This window comes from Streptomyces sp. NPDC006529 (assembly GCF_040611795.1).
Classification (GTDB): domain Bacteria; phylum Actinomycetota; class Actinomycetes; order Streptomycetales; family Streptomycetaceae; genus Streptomyces.
In genome coordinates, this window is record NZ_JBEXPB010000002.1 from 334,435 (window position 1) to 355,845 (window position 21,411).

Consider the following 21,411-nt stretch of genomic DNA (forward strand, 5'->3'; position numbering starts at 1 on the left):
GGCGCGGCAATGCACGCATCAGGCTTTACGAAGGGTTATGGTGGAACCCCCCCCTCGGGCCGGTCCGTATCCCCCCCACGGACCGGCCCGTTTTTCGTCTCCGGCCCCCCGCCCCCGGCGGGACGGGGAACCGCAGGTCATCCCCGCTGGGCCCAGATGTTGGCCCCGGGCGTCGAGACCGCGAAGGAATCGATCTCCTTCAGCTCCTGCTCCGAGAGCGGAGCGCCCGCCAGCGCGGCCACGTTCTCCTCCAGCTGCCGCACGCTGGATGCGCCGATCAGCGCCGAGGTCATCCGCTCGTCGCGCAGCACCCAGTTCAGCGCCAGCTGCGACAGCGACTGCCCGCGCCGGGCCGCGATGCCGTTCAGCCCGTTCAGGCGCCGGACCACGTCCTCGGAGAGCAGGTCCGGGCTCAGGGACTTGCCCTGGGTGGCCCGCGAGCCCTCCGGGATGCCGTTGAGGTACTTGCCGGTCAGCAGGCCCTGGGCGAGCGGCGCGAAGGAGATGCAGCCCATCCCCGCGTCCTCCAGGGCGTCCAGCAGGCCGTCCTCCTCCGTCCAGCGGTTGATCATGGAGTACGAGGGCTGGTGGATCAGCGGGCGCACGCCCAGGTCGCGCAGGATCCGCACCGCCTCCGCCGTCTGCTCCGCCGTGTAGGAGGAGACGCCGACGTACAGCGCCTTGCCCTGCTGCACCGCGGACGCCAGCGCGCCCATGGTCTCCTCCAGCGGGGTGTGCGGGTCGAAGCGGTGCGAGTAGAAGATGTCGACGTAGTCCACGCCCATCCGCTTCAGGGACGCGTCGAGGGAGCCGAGCAGGTACTTGCGGCTGCCCCATTCGCCGTAGGGGCCGGCGTGCATGAGGTAGCCGGCCTTGGTGGAGAGCACCAGTTCCTCGCGGTGGGGCGCGAAGTCCTGGGCGAAGAGCTTGCCGAAGTTCAGCTCGGCGGAGCCCGGCGGAGGGCCGTAGTTGTTGGCCAGGTCGAAGTGGGTCACGCCCAGGTCGAAGGCCCGGCGCAGGATCGAGCGCTGGGACGCCAGGGACGTGTCGTCGCCGAAGTTGTGCCAGAGTCCGAGCGAGATCGCGGGGAGCTTGAGGCCGCTGCGGCCCGAGCGCCGGTACTCCATGGAGTCGTAGCGCGAGGGCTCTGCCCGATAGGGATTGGTATCAGTCACGATGTCCTCCCTATCACGGACTTGTGACGGACCGAGTTGGGTGAGCCCCGCGCGGGCGCAGTAATGTTGCGGCCCTGAGGGGGACCGCAATTCGCACGGGGGCATTGCACGGAGGGGCTGGAAGATCGTGAATCTGCGCGACCTGGTGTACAGGCTCTACGCACGCCGGGTGGAAGGCCGCATCGACCATGACGCGGCGCCCAAGCACATCGGCGTCATCCTGGACGGCAACCGGCGCTGGGCCAAGGCCTCCGGCGGCACCACGGAACAGGGCCACCAGGCCGGAGCCGAGAAGATCTCCGAGCTGCTCGGCTGGTGCGACGAGTCGGACGTCGAGGTCGTCACGCTGTGGATGCTCTCCACCGACAACCTCGACCGGCCCGAGAACGAACTCGGCCCGCTGCTGACGATCATCGAGAACACCGTGCGGGGCCTCGCCGCCGACGGGCGCTGGCGGGTGCACCACGTCGGCAACATGGACCTGCTGCCCGCCCGCACCCAGTCCGTGCTCAAGGAGGCCGAGCAGGCCACCCTCGACCGCGGCGGAATACTGGTCAACGTCGCGGTGGGCTACGGCGGCCGCCAGGAGATCGCGGACGCGGTGCGCTCGCTGCTCCTGGAGCACGCCTCGAAGGGCACCTCCTTCGAGGAGCTCGCCGAGATCCTCGACATCGACCACATCGCCGAGCACCTCTACACGCGCGGCCAGCCCGACCCGGACCTCGTGATCCGCACCAGCGGCGAACAGCGGCTGTCCGGATTCATGCTCTGGCAGAGCGCCCACTCCGAGTACTACTTCTGCGAAGTGTTCTGGCCGGCCTTCCGGAAGGTGGACTTCCTGCGGGCTCTGCGCGACTACGCGGCACGTCACCGGCGCTACGGGACCTGACCCCCGCTCCTGTCGGCCCTTCGCCGCCCCCGACCCGCACCCGGGCCCCGGACTCCTGTCCGGGGCCCGCTGCGCGTCCGCACCCGCCCCCGCGCTCCCCGTCCGCACCCGTCCGCGCGAGGCCTTCACCAGGGATTCACTCAGCGTCCGTCATATGCCGTGGCATGGCAGCGCGTGTTCGAGGGCATACCCCATGCAGGTCGACGTCCGGTCCACGGGTGTCGAGTCTCAGCGGACGGCACAGAGCCGTTCGCCCGGGAGGCCCTTTGCACCAGGACGCGCGTGCGGTTCGCACGGACGGATTGGAGGGCCGGAATTCGGCCCTGGCACGGGGGCCGATGACCGGTCCGGTCTTCATGGCCCGACCTCTTCCGAGGGGGTACGTCCTTCCGTGGTGACCAGCACAAAGCGCCGCCTGCCCGACAGGCGGACCTACGTCCTCGACACCAGCGTTCTGCTGGCAGACCCCAACGCGGTCTCCCGATTCGACGAGCACGAGGTCGTGCTCCCGATCGTGGTGATCACCGAGTTGGAGGCCAAGAGGCACCATCCCGAACTCGGCTACTTCGCCCGGCAGGCGCTGCGCCTGCTCGACGACTTCCGCGTTCGCTACGGTCGCCTCGACGCCCCCATCCCGTTGGGCGACCTCGGCGGCACCCTGCGTGTCGAACTGAACCACTCCGATCCGGGCATCCTGCCCGCGGGCTTCCGGCTGGGGGACAACGATTCGCGCATCCTCGCGGTCGCCCGCAACCTGCAGGCCGAGGGGTACGACGTCACGGTCGTGTCGAAGGACCTCCCGCTGCGCATCAAGGCCTCCTCCGTGGGGCTGATCGCCGAGGAGTACCGGGCGGAACTCGCCATCACCGACGCCGGATGGACCGGCATGAGCGAGATCGCCCTCTCCGGCGAGCAGGTGGACCTCCTCTACTCCGAGGACCGGCTGTACGTCCCCGAGGTCGCTGAACTGCCCGTGCACACCGGCCTGGTCATCCAGTCCGAACGCGGCAAGGCGCTGGGCCGGGTCACCGCGGACGGCAACGTACGGCTCGTGAAGGGGGACCGCGAGGCCTTCGGGCTGCACGGCCGCAGCGCCGAGCAGCGCATCGCGCTGGACCTGCTGCTCGACCCGGAGATCGGCATCCTCTCCATGGGCGGCCGGGCCGGCACCGGCAAGTCGGCGCTCGCGCTCTGCGCGGGCCTGGAAGCGGTACTGGAACGCAGGCAGCACCAGAAGGTGATGGTCTTCCGGCCGCTGTACGCGGTGGGCGGCCAGGACCTCGGCTACCTGCCCGGTGACGCCTCCGAGAAGATGAGCCCCTGGGCCCAGGCGGTGTTCGACACCCTCTCGGCGGTCGCCGGCCGCGAGGTCATCGAAGAGGTCCTGGGCCGCGGGATGCTGGAGGTGCTCCCGCTCACCCACATCCGGGGCCGCTCGCTGCACGACGCCTTCGTGATCGTGGACGAGGCCCAGTCGCTGGAGCGCAACGTCCTGCTGACCGTGCTCTCCCGGATCGGGGCGAACAGCCGGGTCGTCCTGACCCACGACGTCGCCCAGCGGGACAACCTGCGGGTCGGCCGGTACGACGGAGTGGTGGCCGTGGTCGAGAAGTTGAAGGGCCATCCGCTCTTCGCCCACATCACGCTCAGCCGCTCCGAGCGGTCGCCCATCGCCGCCCTCGTGACGGAGATGCTGGAAACCATCTGAAAGGACCCATAGCGGTACGGAAGTTGGCGCCGTCCGGCAAAGGCGAACGAGCCTAGTCGGGCGGCGCACCGCTGCACAGGGCTTCGGCGAAATCGGCGCGGTCGCAGCAGGTGTGACCTTTCCCACGCGACGGAGAATTGCCTCGCGGCGTCACGGTCCGGCAGAGTCTGCTTTCCGTAAGGCCCCGCATACGGCACACGTGTATCCCTCGTGGCTGCACAGCTCGGCAACAACTCCACAAACGACCGCCGTATGCCGCCCGCAAGCACCACGCGGCACTCCCGCAAGGGAGTTGCCCACGGGCCCGTGCCTCCCGTGACCACAGCACCATGGAGGCCAGCGTCAGGGGCATTCCTGCGTCCGCGGGGTCACCGTTGTGGACGCTGCTGGAAGGACACCGTGTGAGCCGCATCTCGGTACGGGGATTCGCCGTGGCATCAGCCACCGCGGTCACCACCGTCGGCGCCGTCGTGGGTGTTGCCACAGGCGACCCCCAGAACTCGAACAGCCTCGAGACGACCGCGTCGGGAGCGACTCTCCTCGCAGACATTCCCGCGGGCGAGCAGGCCCGCGTGCAGAACGCCTCGCTGACGGAGCAGGCCGACGCCATCTCCCACGCCGCCGACACCGATGCCAAGCGCTCGGTCGAGGAAGCGGCGCGGATCCAGGCCGCCAAGGACGCGAAGGACAAGAAGTCCGCCGCCGAGGCCAAGGAGAAGGCCGACCTCGAGGCGAAGGCCGCGAAGGAGCGCGAGGCCAAGGAAGAGGTCGCCAGCCGGTCCTCCGCCCGCGACGCCTCCTCCTTCACCCCGAAGAGCTCCTACACGGTCGCCGAGGTCAAGGCGATCGCGCGGCAGATCGTGCCCGCGAGCCAGTTCCAGTGCTTCTCCAACATCGTCGACGCGGAGTCGACCTGGAACTATCTGGCCGTCAACTCGTCCTCGGGCGCCTACGGCCTGGTCCAAGCGCTCCCGGGATCGAAGATGAGCTCGGTGGCCTCCGACTGGCGCACCAACCCGGCCACGCAGATCCAGTGGGGTCTGAACTACATGAACGAGACGTACCACAGCCCCTGTGGCGCCTGGACGTTCCACCAGGCCAACGACTGGTACTAGTCGCCGGCCCCCCGCACCACCGCGAGGAGCCCCGCACCGTTCTACGGTGCGGGGCTCCTCGCGTGTACCGTCGTCCCAGGCGCGCGTAGGGACGGGCGGGGGGAAAGGGACGACATGTCGAAGTGGTCAGCCTTGCTGGGCAGGATCGGACGAGGGCTGAGCCAGGTCGAGGCGAAGCTGGACGAGCGGCGGGCCGAGGTCGAGGCCGAGAACGCGGACCCGGCCCTCGGCGGGCCCGCTGCGGCCCGCACCGCCGCCGTGCAGCGCGCCGAAGAGGCCGGGGCCGCGGCCGAGCCGTACCCGACGCGGCCGCGGCCCGACCCGGTCGCGGTGGTGCCCTGGGGCATGCGGGTGGCCGCCGAGGTCAGCTGGCGGCTGCTGCTGGTCGCCGGGATGCTGTGGGTCGTGATGAAGGTGATCAGCGAAGTCCGGCTGGTCGTCCTCGCCTTCGCCGCCGCGCTGCTCGTCACCGCGCTGCTCCAGCCCTTCGTGGTGCGGCTGCGCCGGCTGGGCCTGCCGCGCGGGCTGGCCACCGCCGTCACCGCCATCCTCGGCTTCGTGGTCATCGGGCTGGTCGGCTGGTTCGTGGTCTGGCAGGTCATGGAGAACCTCGACCAGCTCTCCGCCCGGGTCCGCGACGGCATCGAAGAGCTGAAGCGGTGGGCCCTCAACAGCCCGTTCCACGTGACCGAGCAGCAGATCAACGACATCGCCAAGAACCTCAGCGACACCATCGGCACCAACACCCAGGAGATCACCTCCGCCGGGCTCCAGGGCGTCACGGTGATGGTCGAGGTGCTGACCGGCATCCTGCTCGCCATGTTCTCCACCCTCTTCCTGCTGTACGACGGCGCGAAGATCTGGCACTGGGTGCTGGGCCTGGTGCCCACCGCCGCGCGCGCCGGAGTGGCGGGCGCCGGACCGCGCGCCTGGCGCACCCTGACCGCCTACGTCCGGGGCACGGTCCTCGTGGCGCTCATCGACGCCATCTTCATCGGCCTCGGCCTGTGGTTCCTCGACGTGACGATGGCGGTGCCGCTGGCCGTCTTCATCTTCCTGTTCGCCTTCATCCCGCTGGTCGGCGCGGTGGTCTCGGGCGCCCTCGCGGTGGTCGTGGCGCTGGTCACCCAGGGGCCGTTCACCGGCCTGATGGTGCTGGCCGTCGTCCTCGCCGTCCAGCAGATCGAGGGGCACGTGCTGCAGCCCTTCATCCTGGGGCGCGCGGTACGGGTGCACCCGCTGGCGGTGGTGCTCTCGGTGGCCGCCGGTGGCATGATCGCGGGCATCGGGGGCGCGGTGGTCGCCGTACCCCTGGTGGCCGTCACCAACACCGTCGTCGGCTACCTGCGGGTGTATTCGCGGGAGCAGTACGCGCAGTTCGGCCCCGGCCCGCACGGGGCGACGGCCTTGGAACCGGCGGCGGCCGAACCGGGGGAGTAGAGCGGTGATATCCGAGCCCGAAGCCGATTCCGGCTGGACGACCGAGCTGTCGGGTCCCCCGGAGCCGCCCGCGCAGGCCGCTTCCGGGGCGGAATCGGGCGGCGGCGCCCGGCGCGGCGGCCGCTGGGCGTGGGCCCTGGGCGGGGCGGTAGTGGCCTCCGCGCTGTGGGCGGGCGGGCTGTACGCCTTCGGGGACCGGATCGCCGAGCCGCCGATGGCCTACCGGCTGCCGGAGAAGCTGTGCGACACCGTGAAGGCCGAGGGCCTGACTGCCGCCATCGGGGACCTGCGCAAGGACGCCCCGATCAGCCAGCGGTCCGAGCACCCCGCGGTGGACTGGGCGATGTGCACGCTGAGCACCGCGGAGCGCAACGACGGCAGTGGGACCAAGTACGGCAGCTTCAACGTGTGGGTGACCGTCCAACTGCACAAGAAGACCGACCCCGAGCCGGAGTTCGACGTCCAGCATCCCTGGGCGTGGGGAGGCGTCGAGGTGGAGCGGGCATCGGTGCCGGACCTCGGCGAACGGGCCGTGATGACCCCGGCGAACGACTCGACGGGCCCCGAGCTGAAGGTGCTGGACGGCGGCTCCGTCCTCAGCCTCATGGTCTCGCCCTTCGGCGGCAGCGATCCGATGCGGCCCCCCGGGACGGGCAAGGTCGACTACGCCCCCATCGAGGCGGCGATGATCTCCGACGTGCGCGACCTCATGGCGGCCCTGCGGAAGTGACCCGGGCCGGAACCGCGTCGGGCCCCGCTGCCGTGGTGACGGCGGCGGGGCCCTTCGCTGTGCACGCGCTGTTCGCGCGGGGTCTGAGCGGTACCGCTAGGCGGTGGCGGTGGCCTCGGTGAGGGCCGCCTCCGCGTCGAGGGTGACGGCGACGGCCTGGATCACCGAAGCGATCTTGAAGGCCTCCTGGACCGTCTCGCGGTCGACGCCGGCCTTGCGCAGGACCTGCTCGTGCGAGTCCAGGCACTGGCCGCAGCCGTTGACCGCGGAGACCGCGAGCGACCACAGCTCGAAGTCGACCTTCTCGACGCCCGGGTTGCCGATGACGTTCATCCGCAGGCCCGCGCGCAGCGTCCCGTACTCCGGGTCGGAGAGCAGGTGGCGGGTGCGGTAGAAGACGTTGTTCATCGCCATGATCGCGGCGGCGGACTTGGCGGCGGTGTAGGCCTCCGCGGACAGGCTCGCCTTCGCCTCGGGCTCCAGCTCACGCAGGACGCGCGGGGAGCGGGCGGCGATCGCGCAGGCGAGGACGGTGCCCCACAGCTGCTGCTGCGAGAGCTTGTCCTGGTTGCCGATGACCGAACCGAGGTTCAGCTTCAGGTCCTTGGCGAAGTCCGGGACGGACGCCTTCAGCGTGTCGAGGGACACGGGTCACTCACCGGCCAGCAGCGCGCCGGCGTCGAGGGTGCCCTCGCCCTTGTTCCAGTTGCAGGGGCACAGCTCGTCGGTCTGCAGGGCGTCGAGGACCCGCAGGACCTCCTTGGGGTTACGGCCCACGGAACCGGCGGTCACCATCGTGAACTGGATCTCGTTGTTCTGGTCGACGATGAAGACGGCGCGCTGCGCGAAGCCGTCCTCGCCCTGCACGCCGCAGGCCTGCATCAGCTCGCGCTTGGAGTCGGCCAGCATCGGGAAGGGCAGGTCGCGCAGGTCGGCGTGGTCCTTGCGCCAGGCGTGGTGGACGAACTCGGAGTCGCCGGAGACGCCGAGGACCTGGGCGTCGCGGTCGAGGAACTCGTCGTTCAGCTTGCCGAAGGCGGCGATCTCGGTCGGGCAGACGAAGGTGAAGTCCTTCGGCCAGAAGAACACCACGCGCCACTTGCCTTCGTAGGCCTTGTGGTCGATCTGGGCGAACTCGTTGCCCGGCTCCAGGGAGACGCAAGCGGTCAGATCGTACGAGGGGAACTTGTCACCGACAGTGAGCACGTGCACTCCAAACGGACGGGAAAGTTGCCTTTTTGGGGGCTTTCCGAGGGGGTTGGACGGATCCCACATGCTGGCACACCTGGATTGATTAAAGAAATAGCTACTCTTGTGGCGGGTGATCGGAGCTGCCTATCAGTGGCAGCCGGTAAGAGGGGAGCGCAGGGCGGCGTGAAGATCAACATCAAGGGCGGCGTGAAGACCGTGGTCAAGGGTGGCTCGAAACAGCCCACGCTCGCCCAGCTGCGGGCGTTCGCGGCCGTCGCCGAGCACCTGCACTTCCGGGACGCCGCCGCCGCCATCGGCATGAGCCAGCCCGCCCTGTCCGGCGCGGTCTCCGCGCTGGAGGATGCCGTCGGCGTGCAGCTGCTGGAGCGGACCACCCGCAAGGTGCTGCTCTCCCCGGCGGGCGAGCGGATCGCGGCCCGCGCCAAGGTGGTGCTGGAGTCCATGGGCGCGCTGATGGAGGAGGCCGAAGCCGTACGGGCCCCCTTCACCGGAGCGCTGCGGCTCGGCGTGATCCCCACCGTGGCCCCCTACCTGCTGCCGACCGTCCTCGGGCTCTTCCAGCGGCGCTACCCGCTGATGGACCTCCAGGTGCACGAGGAGCAGACTTCCTCGCTGCTCGACGGACTCACCGGCGGCCGGCTCGACCTGCTCCTCCTCGCGGTCCCGCTCGGGGTGCCCGGCGTCACCGAACTGCCCCTCTTCGACGAGGAGTTCGTCCTGCTGGCACCCCGCGAGCACCCGCTCGCCGGGCGCCGGGACATCCCGCGCGAGGAACTGCGCGGCCTCCAGCTGCTCCTGCTCGACGAGGGGCACTGTCTGCGCGACCAGGCCCTGGACATCTGCCGCGAGGCCGGCCGCGGCGAGGGCGCGGACGTCACCACGACCGCCGCCGGGCTCTCCACCCTCGTCCAGCTCGTCGCCGGCGGCCTCGGCGTCACCCTGCTGCCGCGCACCGCCCTGCGCGTGGAGACCACCCGCAACGAGTACCTCGCCACCGGGTACTTCGCCGAGCCCGCGCCCACCCGCCGCATCGCGCTCGCGATGCGGACGGGCACGGCCCGCGCCCAGGAGTTCGCAGCGATCGCCCACTCCCTGCGCCAGGCCGTGCGCCCCCTGCCGGTCTGGCCGGCCGACCACTGACCCCGGCTACTCGGTGCGCAGGCCGTCCGGGCGCATCATGCGCAGCAGCGCGGGCATGCTGAGCAGCGTCACCAGGAGGATCAGCGCGCCGCCCGCCCCGGCCATCGCGAGGACCACGTCCCACTCGATCACCACCGGCAGTTCGGTCATCCGCAGCAGGACCGAGCCGAGGGCCAGGCCCACCGCCGAGGCCAGGACCAGGGCCAGCGCGATCGGCAGCGCCGTCTGCCACAGGACCGACAGGCACAGCGTGCCGCGCGGGGTGCCGAAGGCCACCAGCGAGGACAGCAGCCGCTTGCGCTCCCGCAGTTGCTCCAGCTGCGCGACCAGCAGGCTGAGCCCGATCAGCACCAGCACCAGGACCGCCCCGATGTACAGCCCGGCCCGGATCGTGCCGTACTGGCCGTCGGGCCGGGAGAACTGGAGGGTCTGCACCCCGGCGAGCGGATCCGCCCGGTAGGCGGCGGTGCGGACGTTCTCCACCGCCTCCGCCACCGCGGGGTCGAGCAGGACGTAGACGCTCGCGTTGACCTGCGCGTCGGGGACCGGGGGCGCCGCGGCCGGGGTGGCGAGCAGGCCCGTGGCCAGGTCCCCGTCCGGGCCCGGGCGGGCGGCCACCGTGCGGGCCCCGGCAGGGACCGTCCACCGGACCGGGGGATCGTCCCCGGGGTTGCCGAGCACGGAGCCGGCGAAGAGCTGGTCCCCGGCCCGGGCGGTGTTCCCGTACGGGGCCGCCTCCGGGCTCGTACCGCCCGTCAGGACGAAGGAGTCGCCGTCCGCGCAGGATTCGATCACCGCGATCTCGCGCAGCGCGTCGCAGGCGCCCACGGTGACCTGGATGATCCCGTCCTCCGCGGGCACCGTGGCGGCGGCGGTCGTCCTGGTCAGGGCCACGGCCTTGGTCACGCCCCGCGCGCCCGCGACCTGCGCGCCGATGTCCTCGATCCGCTGGTCGGACCCCGGCTGCCGGTGGGCGGTGACCGCCATCTGGGCCCGCGCCGGATCGACGCCGATGAGGGTGGTGTAGGCGGATTCGGTGCCCGCGAAGAGGATCTGCAGGGCGATGGCCCCGGCGACCGCGACCGCGACGCCGTTGACCAGCCGCGCCGCCGTACCGCTGCCGACCTGTAGGCGGCGTACGGCGAGCTGCCAGGAGACGGGGCCCCGGGACAGCCCGGAGACGCTCCGTTCGACCAGCCAGGGCAGGACGGCGGTGATGCCCAGGAGCAGCAGTACGACGCCGGCCCCCACCCGCACCTGGTTGTACGTCGCCGCGTCGGAGTCACGGGTCGCCAGCGGCGCCAGCAGGGCGATCCCGCCGAGCGGCGGCAGCAGCCGCCACCAGATCCGGCGCCCGGCCGGGCGGGCGGTGCGTACGATCCCCAGCGGTTCGATGACCACCCCGCGCAGGGTGAAGAGGGTGACAGCGACCGCGAGCAGCGGCACGGCGGCGGCGACGAGCGCGGCCAGCCAGGGGCTCGGATCGAGGTCGGCGGGGAAGACGCTGCGCCGGCCGAGGGCGGCGCTGGCGACGAGCCGCCGGGAGAACAGGAAGAAGAGGGTGCCGAGGAGCAGCCCGAACACGGCCCCGGCCAGTGCCTCGCCCGCGGCGATCCGCCGGACCATCCTGCCGTCGGCGCCGACGAGGCGCAGCGCGGCGAGGCGGCGGTCGCGCTGCTCGCCGCCGAAGCGGATGGCGGCCGCGATGAAGACGGTGACCGGCATCAGGAGGGCGACGAAGGTGAGCAGGACCATCAGGGCGAGGACCGGGTCCAGCCGGTCGGGTTCGTCGTCGGCGCCGAAGGCGTTGAAGCGCTGGACCGCCCCGTAGCGGGTGCCGTCGCTGCGGAGGCTGTCGCTGCCCGCGTAGAAGAAGAGTTCGCCGGGGCCGATCAGGCCCGCGTCGCCGATGAGGGCGACGACCTTGCCGTCGAAGCGCTCGCGCAGCGGTGCGCCCTCGTCGGACTTCAGCAGGGCGTCCAGCGCGGGGGAGAGGGCGAGTTCGCCCGGGCCGGGCAGCCGCGCGAGACCGGGCGGGGCGGGGGCGCGGGGGCCCTCGGCCCGGACGTAGGCGCCGTCGATCGACTTGTGGTGGAAGTCCCGGCTGGCGCGGGTGATCAGGAAGGTGTCCGCGGCGGCCCGTTCCGGACCGGTCAGGGACATGCGGGAGCGGGCGTCGCCCCGGTCGGTACGGGCCGTCAGCGCGCTCGGCAGCGCGGCCGTGACCAGCAGCAGGGCGACGCCGAGCCCGACGCCGACGGCGGTGAGCGCCGTACGGGTCCAGCCCTGGCGGCCGCCGGTGACGGCGAACCGGGCCCCCATGAGCAGCTCGCGGAGCCAGCCGCGGACGGCGCTCATACGATGCGTTCCATGTCGCGGGACTTGCCGTCGCGGACGACGATCTCGCGGTCGGAGTAGGCGGCGACCCGCGTCTCGTGCGTGACCAGCACCACGGCGGTGCTGGCGGCCCGCGCGGCCTCGGTGAGCAGCTGCATGACCAGTTCGCCGTTGAGGGAGTCCAGGGCGCCGGTCGGTTCGTCGGCGAAGACCACGCGGGGGCTGGTGACCAGGGCGCGGGAGACGGCGACGCGCTGGCCCTGGCCGCCGCTGACCTCGCCGGGGCGCCGGGCGGCCGTGTCCTCGACCTCCAGGCGGGTCATCCAGTGCAGGGCGGTGGCCTCGGCCTGCTTGCGCCGGACCCCGTTCAGGCGCAGCGGCAGGGCCACGTTCTCCACGCAGGTCAGCTCCGGCACGAGCTGCCCGAACTGGAACACGAAGCCGAACTCGCTGCGGCGCAGGGCGCTGCGCTGGGCGTCGTTGAGGCCGGACAGGTCCCGCCCGGCGTAGGTGACGGTGCCCGCGTCGGGCGTGAGGATCCCGGCGAGGCAGTGCAGCAGGGTCGACTTGCCGGAGCCGGAGGGCCCCATGACGGCGACGACCTCGCCGGGGTGGATGGAGAACTCGGCGCCGGTCAGGGCGGCGTTGGAGCCGTAGGACTTGTAGAGGCCCTCGGCGCTCAGGAGCGAGCCGTCCGGGATCACCGGCGGACCTCCCGGGCGAGCTGGTCCAGCCGGGCCGCGGCCAGCTCCAGCCAGCGCAGGTCGGCTTCCAGGTGGAACAGGGCGTGGTCGCAGATCAGCTGGTCGGCGAGGTCGCCCTTGCGCTTGCGGGTGGTCAGCAGGCGCATCGTCCGCAGGTGTTCGGCGCGCTGGGTGTCGAGGAGCCGCTCGGCGCTGCGGCCGGTGAGCAGGGCCAGGACGACCTTGGTGTAGAGGGTCGAGTGGAGGTACGGCTCGGGCTTCTCGGGGGAGCCCAGCCAGACCTCGACGTCGGTGATCCCGGCGTCGGTGATGGCGTACCGCTTGCGCTCCGGCCCGCCGCCGCTCTCGACGCCGTCGACCTCGACGAGGCCGTTCTTCAGGAGCCGGGACATGGTCGAGTAGACCTGCCCGTAGGCGAGCGGCCGGTCGTGGCCGAACGTCTCGTCGAAGGCACGCTTGAGGTCGTACCCGTGCCGCGGACCGGCCTCCAGGAGGCCGAGCAGTGTGTGACCGATGGACATGGCCGCGACTGTACACACGGTGTATAGCCGCGTTGTATAGGGGGTTGCGGTTGGCAGGGCGGCTCCAGGCCGCACCACCCTGTACCTGTACCGACAGCCATGCCGCCACAGCCGACCGCCGGAGCCCAGCGTGCTGATTGCAGCCATCGTCCTGTCCGTGCCCGCCGCCGCGCTCCTGGTGGCCAAGGTGGTCCACCTGCTGGTGAGGCGACGGGCCGCGTACGCCCGTACCCGTCCGGCCCGCTTCGGTGAGGCCGCGGTGCTCTGCCTGTGCGTCGGCGTGCTCGCCCTTGCCGCGGGGAGCATGAGCGGGTTCGAGACCCGGCCCGCGCGCGCCTGTGCCACGGCGCGCGCGGGTCATTTCGACCCGCGTTCCCACGAGGACGGGTCGAACGCCGGGGTCACGATCACCAGCAGGGCCTTCCCCCCGTCAGCGGTGTGCACCTGGCCGGACGGCACCACGGTTCAGCTCGTGCCGCTCTGGATCACCTCGGTGCTGCTCGCTTCGCTGGCAGCAGCCGTCGTCTCGGCCGGCTGCGCTGTCCGTTACCCGGCCACCCAGCCCTCACCCCCTTCGGGGGCCTGACCATGCGCACAATCCCCCGGCGCGCGGTGGTCAGCGGTACAGCACGACGAGCGAGGCGAGGAGAAGGGCAGCCGAGGCCGAGAGCCCCGGGATCCTGTAGCGGCTCCACGCGGCCAGCGCGAGAAGGCATGCCCACGCTGCACCGGTGAGGTTGGCGGCCCACCCTGCGCCCACCGCCTGGGCGGCGGTGAGCGGGAACGGCGCCAGCGCGATCGTCGGCAGGACGAGCGCGAGCCGGGTCTCTATGTCCAGCCCCTCGTAGGCGACCATCAGGGCGATCAGGGCAGTCGTCACGGCGAGAGGGATGGCCGCCCCGTCCCACCAGGTCCAACAGAGGCCGTCCATCCACTCGCAGGCGTGGGCCTTGTGACGCTCGACCCAGGAGAAGAGCTGCACGACACCGCAGGCCAGCACCGCACCGGTGACGGCCGCTATCACCATCACGGTCCGTGGCTCTGCGTGTGGGGTACTCATGCCCGCAGTCTTGCCCAGGAGGTCTCTCGCGGCATGAGTACGTTGACTCAGGACCCGAGAAACCTACGCGAGTGCCCTCTAGGGAGCCGGTTTCGGCGGGCGGCCGCGGCGGGGGAGGGGGCCCGGGGAGGAGGGGAGGCGGCCGGACTCCGCGAGGGCGCGGCGCAGCAGGAACTCGATCTGGGCGTTGGCACTGCGCAGTTCGTCGCCCGCCCAGCGGGCGAGCGCGTCGTACACCTGCGGGTCGAGCCGCAGCAGCACCTGCTTGCGCGGCGCGCGCCGGGCCGGGCCCCCGGCCGCGCCGGCGGCGGGGGCGCTCCGCTCCTCCTCGCCCGGCCCCCCGGGGGCCGTCGGCTCGCCTCCCGGCATCACTGGTAGAGGGTGCCGGTGTTCACGACGGGCTGGGCGGCGCGGTCACCGCAGAGGACGACCATGAGGTTGGAGACCATGGCGGCCCTGCGGTCGGGGTCCAGATCCACGACGTCCTCTTCCTGAAGGCGGGTCAGGGCGAGCTCGACCATACCCACCGCGCCCTCGACGATCAGGCGACGGGCCGCGACGACCGCGCCGGCCTGCTGGCGCTGGAGCATGGCCGAGGCGATCTCGGGGGCGTACGCGAGGTGCGTGAAGCGGGACTCGATGATGTGGACGCCGGCCGCCTCGACCCGGGCGTGCAGTTCGACCGCGAGCTTCTCGGTGATCTCCTCGGCGTTGCCGCGCAGGGAGAGGCCGCCCTCGTCGTGGGCGTCGTAGGGGTACTCGATGGCGATGTGCCGGACGGCGGCCTCGGTCTGCGTCTCGACGAACTCGGTGAAGTCGTCCACCTCGAAGGAGGCCCGTGCGGTGTCCTCCACCTTCCAGACCACGACCGCGGCCAGTTCGATCGGGTTGCCGTAGGCGTCGTTGACCTTCAGGACGGCCGTCTCGTGGTTGCGGACGCGGGTGGAGATCTTGTCGCGGGAGGTCAGCGGGTTGACCCAGCGCAGGCCGTCGGTGCGGATCGTGCCCTTGTAGCGGCCGAAGAGCTGGACCACGCGGGCCTCGCCCGGGGCGACCGTGTTGAGCCCGCACATCGCGTAGAGGGAGCCGAGGATGACGACGACCCCGAAGGCGATCAGGCCCGCCTTGGCGCCCACGGCGGTGAGGACGGCGCCGGTGGCGATCAGCCCGCCGCCGAGCACCAGCCCCAGCAGTCCGAGCAGCAGGGCCAGCCCGCCGCCCACGCTCCGCGCCGGGTACTCCCGTACCTGCGGTTCCGGCATATCGGTGTTGTTCGTCATGGTTCGCCCCGTTTCGGTCCGTCGGAGTCGGTCCGACTCCTTAGCAAAGTGATATCACTTTTTTGGCCCACCGCAACTCTTCTGGTCTGCTAGGCGTCGGTTCGTTGAGCGTGGGTGCTGATTCTCACGTCCGGATTGACCTTTTTTGATCAGGATTGTGCAGCCCTTGTCACAGCCGCCGGTGTTAGCTTTCTGAGCTGACGTCGGGGGTTATTGAGCGGAGCGGGAGCGATGGGCCGAGCAGAAGCGCGACGGGCGCAGCAGCAGCGCGGGACACGGCGTGCGCCGCGCGGACGCGCGCCGAAGAGCGGCCGCGGGAAGAGCGGTGCGGGAGCCGGCACCGGCAAACGGACCGGCATACGCAGGTTCTTCACCTGGAAGAAGATCCTCGGCGCGTTCTTCGGCATGGTCCTGCTCGGCATGGCCGCGGCGGTCGGCCTCTACTTCTACGTCGACGCGCCCAAGCCCAACGAAGAGGCGACGCTCCAGAGCAACGTCTACCAGTGGTCCGACGGCTCCGTCATGACCCGCACGGGCAAGTACAACCGCGAGATCCTGCCCTTCGACAAGGTCCCGGAGGACGTGCGCACCACGTTCATCGCGATCGAGAACAAGAACTTCTACAAGGACCAGGGCATCGACTTCAAGGGCCTGGTGCGCGGCTTCCTCTCCACGGTGACGGGCAAGGGCAAGGCCGGTGGTTCGACGATCACCCAGCAGTACGTCAAGAACTACTACCTGAACCAGGACCAGACGGCGACGCGCAAGCTGAAGGAGATGGTGATCTCCCTCAAGACCGACCAGAAGCTGGGGAAGAACGAGATCCTCGAGGGTTACATGAACACCAGCTACTTCGGTCGCGGTGCTTATGGGATCCAGGCGGCCGCGCAGGCCTACTACGGCGTCGACGCCCAGAAGCTGACCCTGGAGCAGGGCGCCTACCTGGCGGCCGTCCTGCAGGCCCCCAGCTCCTACGACTGGGCGACCGCGGGCCCCAACGGCAAGCGCCTCGTCATGGTCCGCTTCAACGCGACCCTCGACAACATGGTCGGCATGGGCAAGCTCGACGAGGCCAAGCGCAAGACCCTGCACTTCCAGGAGCCCATCAAGCCCAAGCCGGCCCCCGGCCGCGAGGGCCAGAAGGGCTACCTGATGGAGGCCGCCGACGCCGAGCTGAACCGGCAGGGGGTGCCCAAGGCCGCGATCGACGCCGGCGGCTGGACGATCAAGCTCAACATCGACAAGAAGAAGCAGGCCGCCCTGGAGAAGGCCGTCAACGACGAGCTGGAATCCAAGCTGGAGCGCAAGAACACCGCGGAGCGCCCCATCGACCAGAACGTGCAGGCGGGCGCCACCTCGGTGGACCCCAAGACCGGCGCGATCGTCGCGATGTACGGCGGCACCGGCCAGGGCGAGAAGTGGTCCAGCAACGCCCTGCGCACCGACTTCCAGCCCGGCTCGACCTTCAAGCCGGTCGTCCTCGCCACCGCCCTGCAGAACGGCGCCAAGACGCAGGACGGCAAGCCGATCACGCCGAGCACCCTCTACGACGGCACCAGCGGCCGCCCGGTCGTCGGCAGCGACACCCCGTTCTCCCCGGAGAACCAGGACCAGCAGAACTACTGGGACATCGGCCACAGCGTCACCGTGCAGAAGGCGACCAACTCCTCCGTCAACTCCGTCTACGCGCAGATGACCGTCGACGCGAAGCCGGAGAAGGTCAAGGAGATGGGCCTCAACCTCGGCATGAGGGACCGCGACGGCTGGCCCGCCGACAAGCCCGCCATGGCGCTGGGCACCATGAGCGCGAGCACCGTCGAGATGGCCGGGGTCTACGCGACCTTCGACCACCACGGCAAGAAGGTCACCCCGTCGATCATCAAGAGCGCCCAGAACCACGCGCGCACCTACAGGCCGGTGCAGACCATCGGCGACCAGGTGATCGACACCTCCACCGCCGACACCGTCACCAAGGTGCTCACCGGCGTCGTCACCGACGGTTCCGGCAACAAGGTCTACAGCGACGCCTACCAGGCCGCGGGCAAGACCGGTACGACCGAGTCCAACGTCGCCGCCTGGTTCACCGGCTACACCCCGGAACTGGTCACGGTCGTCGCGATGTTCGGTGAAGAGGTCGGCACCGGCAAGCAGGTCACCCTCACCGGTACCGCCGGTCTCGGCCGCGCGGGCGGTTCCAGCTTCCCCGCCGCCATCTGGAAGGCGTACACGCTGGCCGCGCTCTCGGGCGTGGACACGGTCAAGTTCGAGCTGCCGGACGCGGACATGGGCACGCCGCCCCCGAGCCCGACGCCGACCCAGACGGCCTCGGCCAGCCGCACCCCGTCGCCGAGCAGCACCCGTAGCGCGTCCGCGCCGGTCACGCCGAGCCCGACCGCCACCAGCTCGCGCAGCGCGAACCCGAACCCGGGCACCTCCTCGCCGAACCCCGGCCACTCCTCGCCCAACCCGGGCCACTCGTCACCCAACCCGACGCGCACCAACCCGTTCCCGCCGTTCCCGTAGGGGAGGCCCAGGACACGAAAGCGCCGCCCGGCAGCATCCCCGCTGCCGGGCGGCGCTTTCGCGTACGGACGGCCGGCCGGAGCCGGACGCCGGTCAGCGCCGGTCGGGCGCCCCCGGCAGCGCGAGTTCGAACCACACGACCTTGCCGCTGCTCAGCCGGGTCGCACCCCAGCGCCGTGCCATCCGGTTGACCAGGAACAGGCCGCGGCCGCCCTCGTCGGTGTCCCGGGCCCGGCGCTGGCGCGGCAGCTGCGGGGAGTCGTCGCCGACCTCGCAGCGCAGGACGTCCGTACGCAGCAGGCGCAGGGTGACGGGCCGCTCCGCGTACCGCACGGCGTTGGTGACCACCTCGCTGACCAGCAGCTCCAGCGAGTCGCTCAGCTCCTCCAGGCCCCAGCGGGACAGGGCGCGGCGGGCGAAGCGCCGGGCGCGGCCCGGAGCGGTCTCCTCCGGGTCCAGGAACCAGTAGGCGACGTCGCTGGGCGCGATCCCGTCGAAGCGGGCCGCCAGCAGCGCGATGTCGTCGTCCCGGTCACCCGGGCCGAGCATGTCCAGGACGTCGTCGCAGAGCGCTTCCAGCGGCGGCGGGTGGTCCAGCCCGGTCAGCTGCGCGGTCGTGGCGAGCCGCTCGCGCAGCTGCTCGATGCCGGTCCAGACGTCCCGCAGCCGGGACTCCACCAGGCCGTCGGTGTAGAGCAGCAGGGTGGCTCCGGCGGGCGCGTCCAGCTCGACGGCCTCGAAGTCCACGCCGCCGACCCCGATCGGGGCGCCGGGCGGCACCCGCAGCACCTCGGCGCGGCCGCCCAGGTGCAGCAGGACGGGCGGCGGGTGGCCGGCGTTGGCGATGGTGATCCGGTGCGAGACGGGGTCGTAGACGGCGTACAGACAGGTCGCCATCCGGTCCGAGCCCAGCCGCTGGGCCTGCTCGTCCAGGTGGTGCAGCACCTCGGCGGGCGGCAGGTCCAGCTGGGCCAGGGTCTGCGCCGTGGTGCGCAGCTGGCCCATGATCGCGGCGGAGGTCATGGAGTGGCCCATGACGTCGCCCACGACCAGGGCGACCCGGCTGCCGGGCAGCGGTATGGCGTCGTACCAGTCCCCGCCGACCCGGGCCGTCTCGGCGGCCGGCAGGTAGCGGCTGGCCAGGCGGACCCCGGTGGGCTGGGGGAGGCTGTCCGGGAGCATGGTGCGCTGGAGCTCGTCGGCGATGTAGGCCTCGCGGCCGTACAGGACGGCCTTGTCGATGCCGAGCGCGGTGTGCGTGGCCAGCTGGGCGGCGACCAGCAGGTCGTTCTGCTCGAAGGCGGGCCGCTCGGGGGTGCGCAGGAACACCGCCGCGCCGATCACCCGGCGGCGGCCGCGCAGCGGCGCCAGGATCGCCCGCTGGCCGCGCGGTACGGGGTGCTCGGCGCCCAGCAGCTCGGGCAGCGCGGCGCGGGCCGCCGCGGAGGACCCGAAGACGGGCCGTACGCCGCGCAGCACCTCGGCCAGGGCTCCGCCGGAGCGGATCTCGCACAGCTCGGCCGCGGGCAGGTCGCCCTGCGGACCGACGAGCGCCAGCTGGCTGAAGTCCAGCTCGCCCCCGGCTCCGGTGACCGTGGAGAGGTCGAGCCCGGCGCCGGTGGTGTCGCCGCCGCGCACGGCGTCGGTGAGGTCGTCGATCGGGCGCAGCCGGTCGGTCCGGCGCAGCCTTAAGACGACGGGGCCGACCGGGCGCTCGTCGCCGACGGGGAGCGGATCGCGCAGGTACACGAGGATCGCGTCGGAGAAGGTGGGCACGGTGGCCCGGCACAGGCCGAGGACGATCTCGTCGAGGTCGATGCCGCGGGCGATCCTGCGGGTGGCGGCGCCGACGAAGCGGAGCCGGTCGCCCTCGCGGCGCGCGGCGCTCATGTCCGGGACACCGGTCAGTCCGCCGTGGTCGCCGGAACCGGAGCCCATTGCGGAACCCGTTCCGGAATCCGGCGCGGAGGGCGCCGCCGGGTCGTGGCCGAGCGGTACGGCGGTCCCGGCGGGCACGGCGCTCCCCGGCCCGGGAGCGGGCGCGGCGTTGTCGGGGCCGCCGGGGGACGTGTCCGGGGCCGCGCCGGCGTTGCGGGCGGCGCCCACGTCCCGGGCGCTCCCGTCCCGCCCCGGGCCGGCGTCACCGCGGCGGGCGGCGGGGATCCCGGAAGCGGACCCGGACCCCGAGGCGGACCCGGAGCCAGAACCGGAACCCGCATCGGAAGCGGAGTCCGGCGGGCCGGGCCGGGTGTCCTGGGCGGCCGGGGCGGGCGCCTTGCCGTGGCCCTGGTCATCGGATCGGGAAGGGGAACCGGCGCGGGGGCCGGCGGGGGAACCGGTGCGGGGACCGGGTCCGGTGTCCGCACCGGCAGCGGTCGCACCCCGCCGGACCGGGCGGGGCCCGGGCAGGTCGGAGCCGCCCGGCGCCGGTGTCGCGGCCGCCGCGGCAGGCTGCGGGCCCTCGTAAGAGGTGGGGTACTCCGTCACGCGTGGAATTCCGTCCGTTTGCGCTGGATGTGCGCTGCACTCAACTCGGTCAGTCGCGGTATACCCGTTCAGCGGCCGGGGCACCGTCGCCCGCGGCACCTCCCCCGCCTCGTCCGGGGGCCCCGCGCCTCTCGTTCCCTCTCGCCTCGCGTTGACCTCCGGTCAAGTCCCGCGCACAGCACGTCAATTACGGGTGTACACCCTCGCAGGAGGCCCTGTCTGCACGCTTGCGGAGGACGATCCTACGTTTGGAACCCGTGGGCGCACCAAGGGTCTCATGAGGTCATATGGGCCGGAGTGCGGTCCCAGTCCCCGGGCAGTACCGGAACCTTCCAGCCCGGGTCGGGGCGCCAGTTCTCCCAGCCGTCCGAGAACGGTGCCCCCCACTCCTCGATCAGTGCCACCGCCGCGCGCCCGGCCTCCCGCACCCGGTCCGCCGTCGCGTCGTCCATCAGCCCGCACCGCACCGCCTGCGCGAACTCGTCCTCGTCCCGCCACGTCCAGGTGCGGTCGGGGTACACCGAGATGTCGAGGAAGTGGTCCACGGAGTCGATGCCGCCGGACCACCGGGTCCTGGGCTCCTCAAGGTTCACGTACCAGCTCTTGAAACGCCAGCCGTGGTCCCAGAACAGCCATACCGACCACGGATCGCCGGGCCGGGCCAGCTTGAGCACGCCCGTGCCGAACCACCGCGAGCGCACGGTGGTGCGCGGGGCGGTGTAGCGGGTGGCCAGCGGCTCCTCGTGGACCGGCGTCCCGTCGGTCAGCACCGGCCGGACGAGTTCGGTGTCCGGGGCCATCCACACGGCCAGCAGCTCGGGCGTGTCCCGCACGACGGTCACCGGGCGGCAGATGTGGACCGGCCCCTTCAGGCCGGGTGCGTTGTCCCGGTAGCGCCACAGGATGTGCTCCCCGGGCGCCCAGCGCGGGCCCCGGCCGCCGTACGCCCCGGCACCGTCCGTGCCGTCGTACGGGCCGTCGTCCACGCCGTCGTACGCGCCGCCCCCGCGGCCTCCGGTACCTGTCATGCGCAGATCTTAGGGCGGAGCCCCCCGGGCCCGCTGCGTTGCAGGTCACGGAGGGGTTGGGG

The 21,411-nt window shown here is 71.8% G+C and carries 19 protein-coding genes; 8 read left to right on the forward strand and 11 right to left on the reverse strand.

Annotated elements, in window-relative coordinates; genetic code table 11:
• Nucleotides 1-137: 137 nt before the first annotated feature.
• Nucleotides 138-1,175 carry an L-glyceraldehyde 3-phosphate reductase gene (gene mgrA / locus ABZY31_RS03515; RefSeq protein ID WP_356404347.1) on the reverse strand — a complete coding sequence of 346 codons (1,038 nt, stop codon included), beginning with the start codon at nt 1,173-1,175 and terminating at the stop codon, nt 138-140.
• A gap of 127 nt (nt 1,176-1,302) precedes the next feature.
• On the opposite strand from mgrA, the gene ABZY31_RS03520 reads away from it, so the two are divergent.
• The 5 genes from ABZY31_RS03520 to ABZY31_RS03540 all read left to right on the forward strand — a co-directional run bounded on the left by ABZY31_RS03520 (nt 1,303) and on the right by ABZY31_RS03540 (nt 7,057).
• Nucleotides 1,303-2,064 carry an isoprenyl transferase gene (locus ABZY31_RS03520; protein ID WP_356404349.1) on the forward strand — a complete coding sequence of 254 codons (762 nt, stop codon included), beginning with the start codon at nt 1,303-1,305 and terminating at the stop codon, nt 2,062-2,064.
• 391 nt (nt 2,065-2,455) lie between these two features.
• Complete coding sequence (locus ABZY31_RS03525) at nt 2,456-3,772, forward strand: PhoH family protein (RefSeq protein WP_356404351.1); 1,317 nt, start codon at nt 2,456-2,458, stop codon at nt 3,770-3,772.
• 401 nt (nt 3,773-4,173) lie between these two features.
• Nucleotides 4,174-4,887 (forward strand): transglycosylase SLT domain-containing protein, encoded by a 714-nt coding sequence (locus tag ABZY31_RS03530; protein WP_356404353.1) that lies wholly within the window; start codon nt 4,174-4,176, stop codon nt 4,885-4,887.
• Nucleotides 4,888-5,001: 114 nt separating this feature from the next.
• Nucleotides 5,002-6,327 (forward strand): AI-2E family transporter, encoded by a 1,326-nt coding sequence (locus tag ABZY31_RS03535; RefSeq protein ID WP_356404355.1) that lies wholly within the window; start codon nt 5,002-5,004, stop codon nt 6,325-6,327.
• 4 nt (nt 6,328-6,331) lie between these two features.
• Nucleotides 6,332-7,057, forward strand: coding sequence for a hypothetical protein (locus ABZY31_RS03540; RefSeq protein WP_356404357.1), 726 nt, complete (start codon nt 6,332-6,334; stop codon nt 7,055-7,057).
• 96 nt (nt 7,058-7,153) lie between these two features.
• On the opposite strand, the gene ABZY31_RS03545 is transcribed toward ABZY31_RS03540, so the two are convergent.
• Both ABZY31_RS03545 and ABZY31_RS03550 read right to left on the reverse strand, forming a co-directional pair.
• Complete coding sequence (locus ABZY31_RS03545; protein WP_356404359.1) at nt 7,154-7,705, reverse strand: alkyl hydroperoxide reductase; 552 nt, start codon at nt 7,703-7,705, stop codon at nt 7,154-7,156.
• Between the two features lie 3 nt (nt 7,706-7,708).
• On the reverse strand, nt 7,709-8,263 hold the full coding sequence (locus tag ABZY31_RS03550) for a peroxiredoxin (protein WP_356404361.1): 555 nt from the start codon (nt 8,261-8,263) through the stop codon (nt 7,709-7,711).
• Nucleotides 8,264-8,431: 168 nt separating this feature from the next.
• Between ABZY31_RS03550 and ABZY31_RS03555 the strand changes: the two genes are divergently transcribed.
• A complete protein-coding gene (locus ABZY31_RS03555; RefSeq protein ID WP_356404363.1) occupies nt 8,432-9,409 on the forward strand; it encodes a hydrogen peroxide-inducible genes activator in 978 nt (325 codons plus the stop codon).
• 6 nt (nt 9,410-9,415) lie between these two features.
• Here ABZY31_RS03555 and ABZY31_RS03560 read toward each other — a convergent pair whose 3' ends face one another.
• Genes ABZY31_RS03560 through ABZY31_RS03570 form a run of 3 tightly spaced genes read right to left on the reverse strand, consistent with a single transcriptional unit; the run spans nt 9,416 to nt 12,971 of the window.
• Complete coding sequence (locus ABZY31_RS03560) at nt 9,416-11,767, reverse strand: FtsX-like permease family protein (protein ID WP_356404365.1); 2,352 nt, start codon at nt 11,765-11,767, stop codon at nt 9,416-9,418.
• Nucleotides 11,764-12,450: an ABC transporter ATP-binding protein gene (locus ABZY31_RS03565; protein ID WP_356404367.1), complete on the reverse strand. Its 687-nt coding sequence runs from the start codon at nt 12,448-12,450 to the stop codon at nt 11,764-11,766. The genes ABZY31_RS03560 and ABZY31_RS03565 overlap by 4 nt, the downstream gene beginning before the upstream one ends.
• On the reverse strand, nt 12,447-12,971 hold the full coding sequence (locus tag ABZY31_RS03570; RefSeq protein ID WP_356404369.1) for a PadR family transcriptional regulator: 525 nt from the start codon (nt 12,969-12,971) through the stop codon (nt 12,447-12,449). Before ABZY31_RS03570 ends, ABZY31_RS03565 begins: the two co-directional genes overlap by 4 nt.
• A 130-nt stretch (nt 12,972-13,101) precedes the next feature.
• Here ABZY31_RS03570 and ABZY31_RS03575 point away from each other — a divergent pair, with 130 nt between their 5' ends.
• Nucleotides 13,102-13,557 carry a hypothetical protein gene (locus tag ABZY31_RS03575; protein WP_356404371.1) on the forward strand — a complete coding sequence of 152 codons (456 nt, stop codon included), beginning with the start codon at nt 13,102-13,104 and terminating at the stop codon, nt 13,555-13,557.
• A 30-nt stretch (nt 13,558-13,587) separates the two neighbouring features.
• On the opposite strand, the gene ABZY31_RS03580 is transcribed toward ABZY31_RS03575, so the two are convergent.
• The 3 genes from ABZY31_RS03580 to ABZY31_RS03590 all read right to left on the reverse strand — a co-directional run bounded on the left by ABZY31_RS03580 (nt 13,588) and on the right by ABZY31_RS03590 (nt 15,311).
• Nucleotides 13,588-14,031 carry a hypothetical protein gene (locus tag ABZY31_RS03580; RefSeq protein ID WP_356404373.1) on the reverse strand — a complete coding sequence of 148 codons (444 nt, stop codon included), beginning with the start codon at nt 14,029-14,031 and terminating at the stop codon, nt 13,588-13,590.
• A gap of 78 nt (nt 14,032-14,109) precedes the next feature.
• On the reverse strand, nt 14,110-14,400 hold the full coding sequence (locus tag ABZY31_RS03585; RefSeq protein ID WP_356404432.1) for a hypothetical protein: 291 nt from the start codon (nt 14,398-14,400) through the stop codon (nt 14,110-14,112).
• Nucleotides 14,400-15,311 carry an SPFH domain-containing protein gene (locus tag ABZY31_RS03590; RefSeq protein WP_356404374.1) on the reverse strand — a complete coding sequence of 304 codons (912 nt, stop codon included), beginning with the start codon at nt 15,309-15,311 and terminating at the stop codon, nt 14,400-14,402. Before ABZY31_RS03590 ends, ABZY31_RS03585 begins: the two co-directional genes overlap by 1 nt.
• 231 nt (nt 15,312-15,542) lie before the next feature.
• On the opposite strand from ABZY31_RS03590, the gene ABZY31_RS03595 reads away from it, so the two are divergent.
• Complete coding sequence (locus ABZY31_RS03595) at nt 15,543-17,834, forward strand: transglycosylase domain-containing protein (protein ID WP_356404375.1); 2,292 nt, start codon at nt 15,543-15,545, stop codon at nt 17,832-17,834.
• A 93-nt stretch (nt 17,835-17,927) separates the two neighbouring features.
• Here ABZY31_RS03595 and ABZY31_RS03600 read toward each other — a convergent pair whose 3' ends face one another.
• Both ABZY31_RS03600 and ABZY31_RS03605 read right to left on the reverse strand, forming a co-directional pair.
• Nucleotides 17,928-20,321, reverse strand: coding sequence for a SpoIIE family protein phosphatase (locus tag ABZY31_RS03600; RefSeq protein WP_356404376.1), 2,394 nt, complete (start codon nt 20,319-20,321; stop codon nt 17,928-17,930).
• A 275-nt stretch (nt 20,322-20,596) separates the two neighbouring features.
• Nucleotides 20,597-21,349 (reverse strand): DUF402 domain-containing protein, encoded by a 753-nt coding sequence (locus tag ABZY31_RS03605; RefSeq protein WP_356404378.1) that lies wholly within the window; start codon nt 21,347-21,349, stop codon nt 20,597-20,599.
• Between the last annotated feature and the right edge of the window lie 62 nt (nt 21,350-21,411).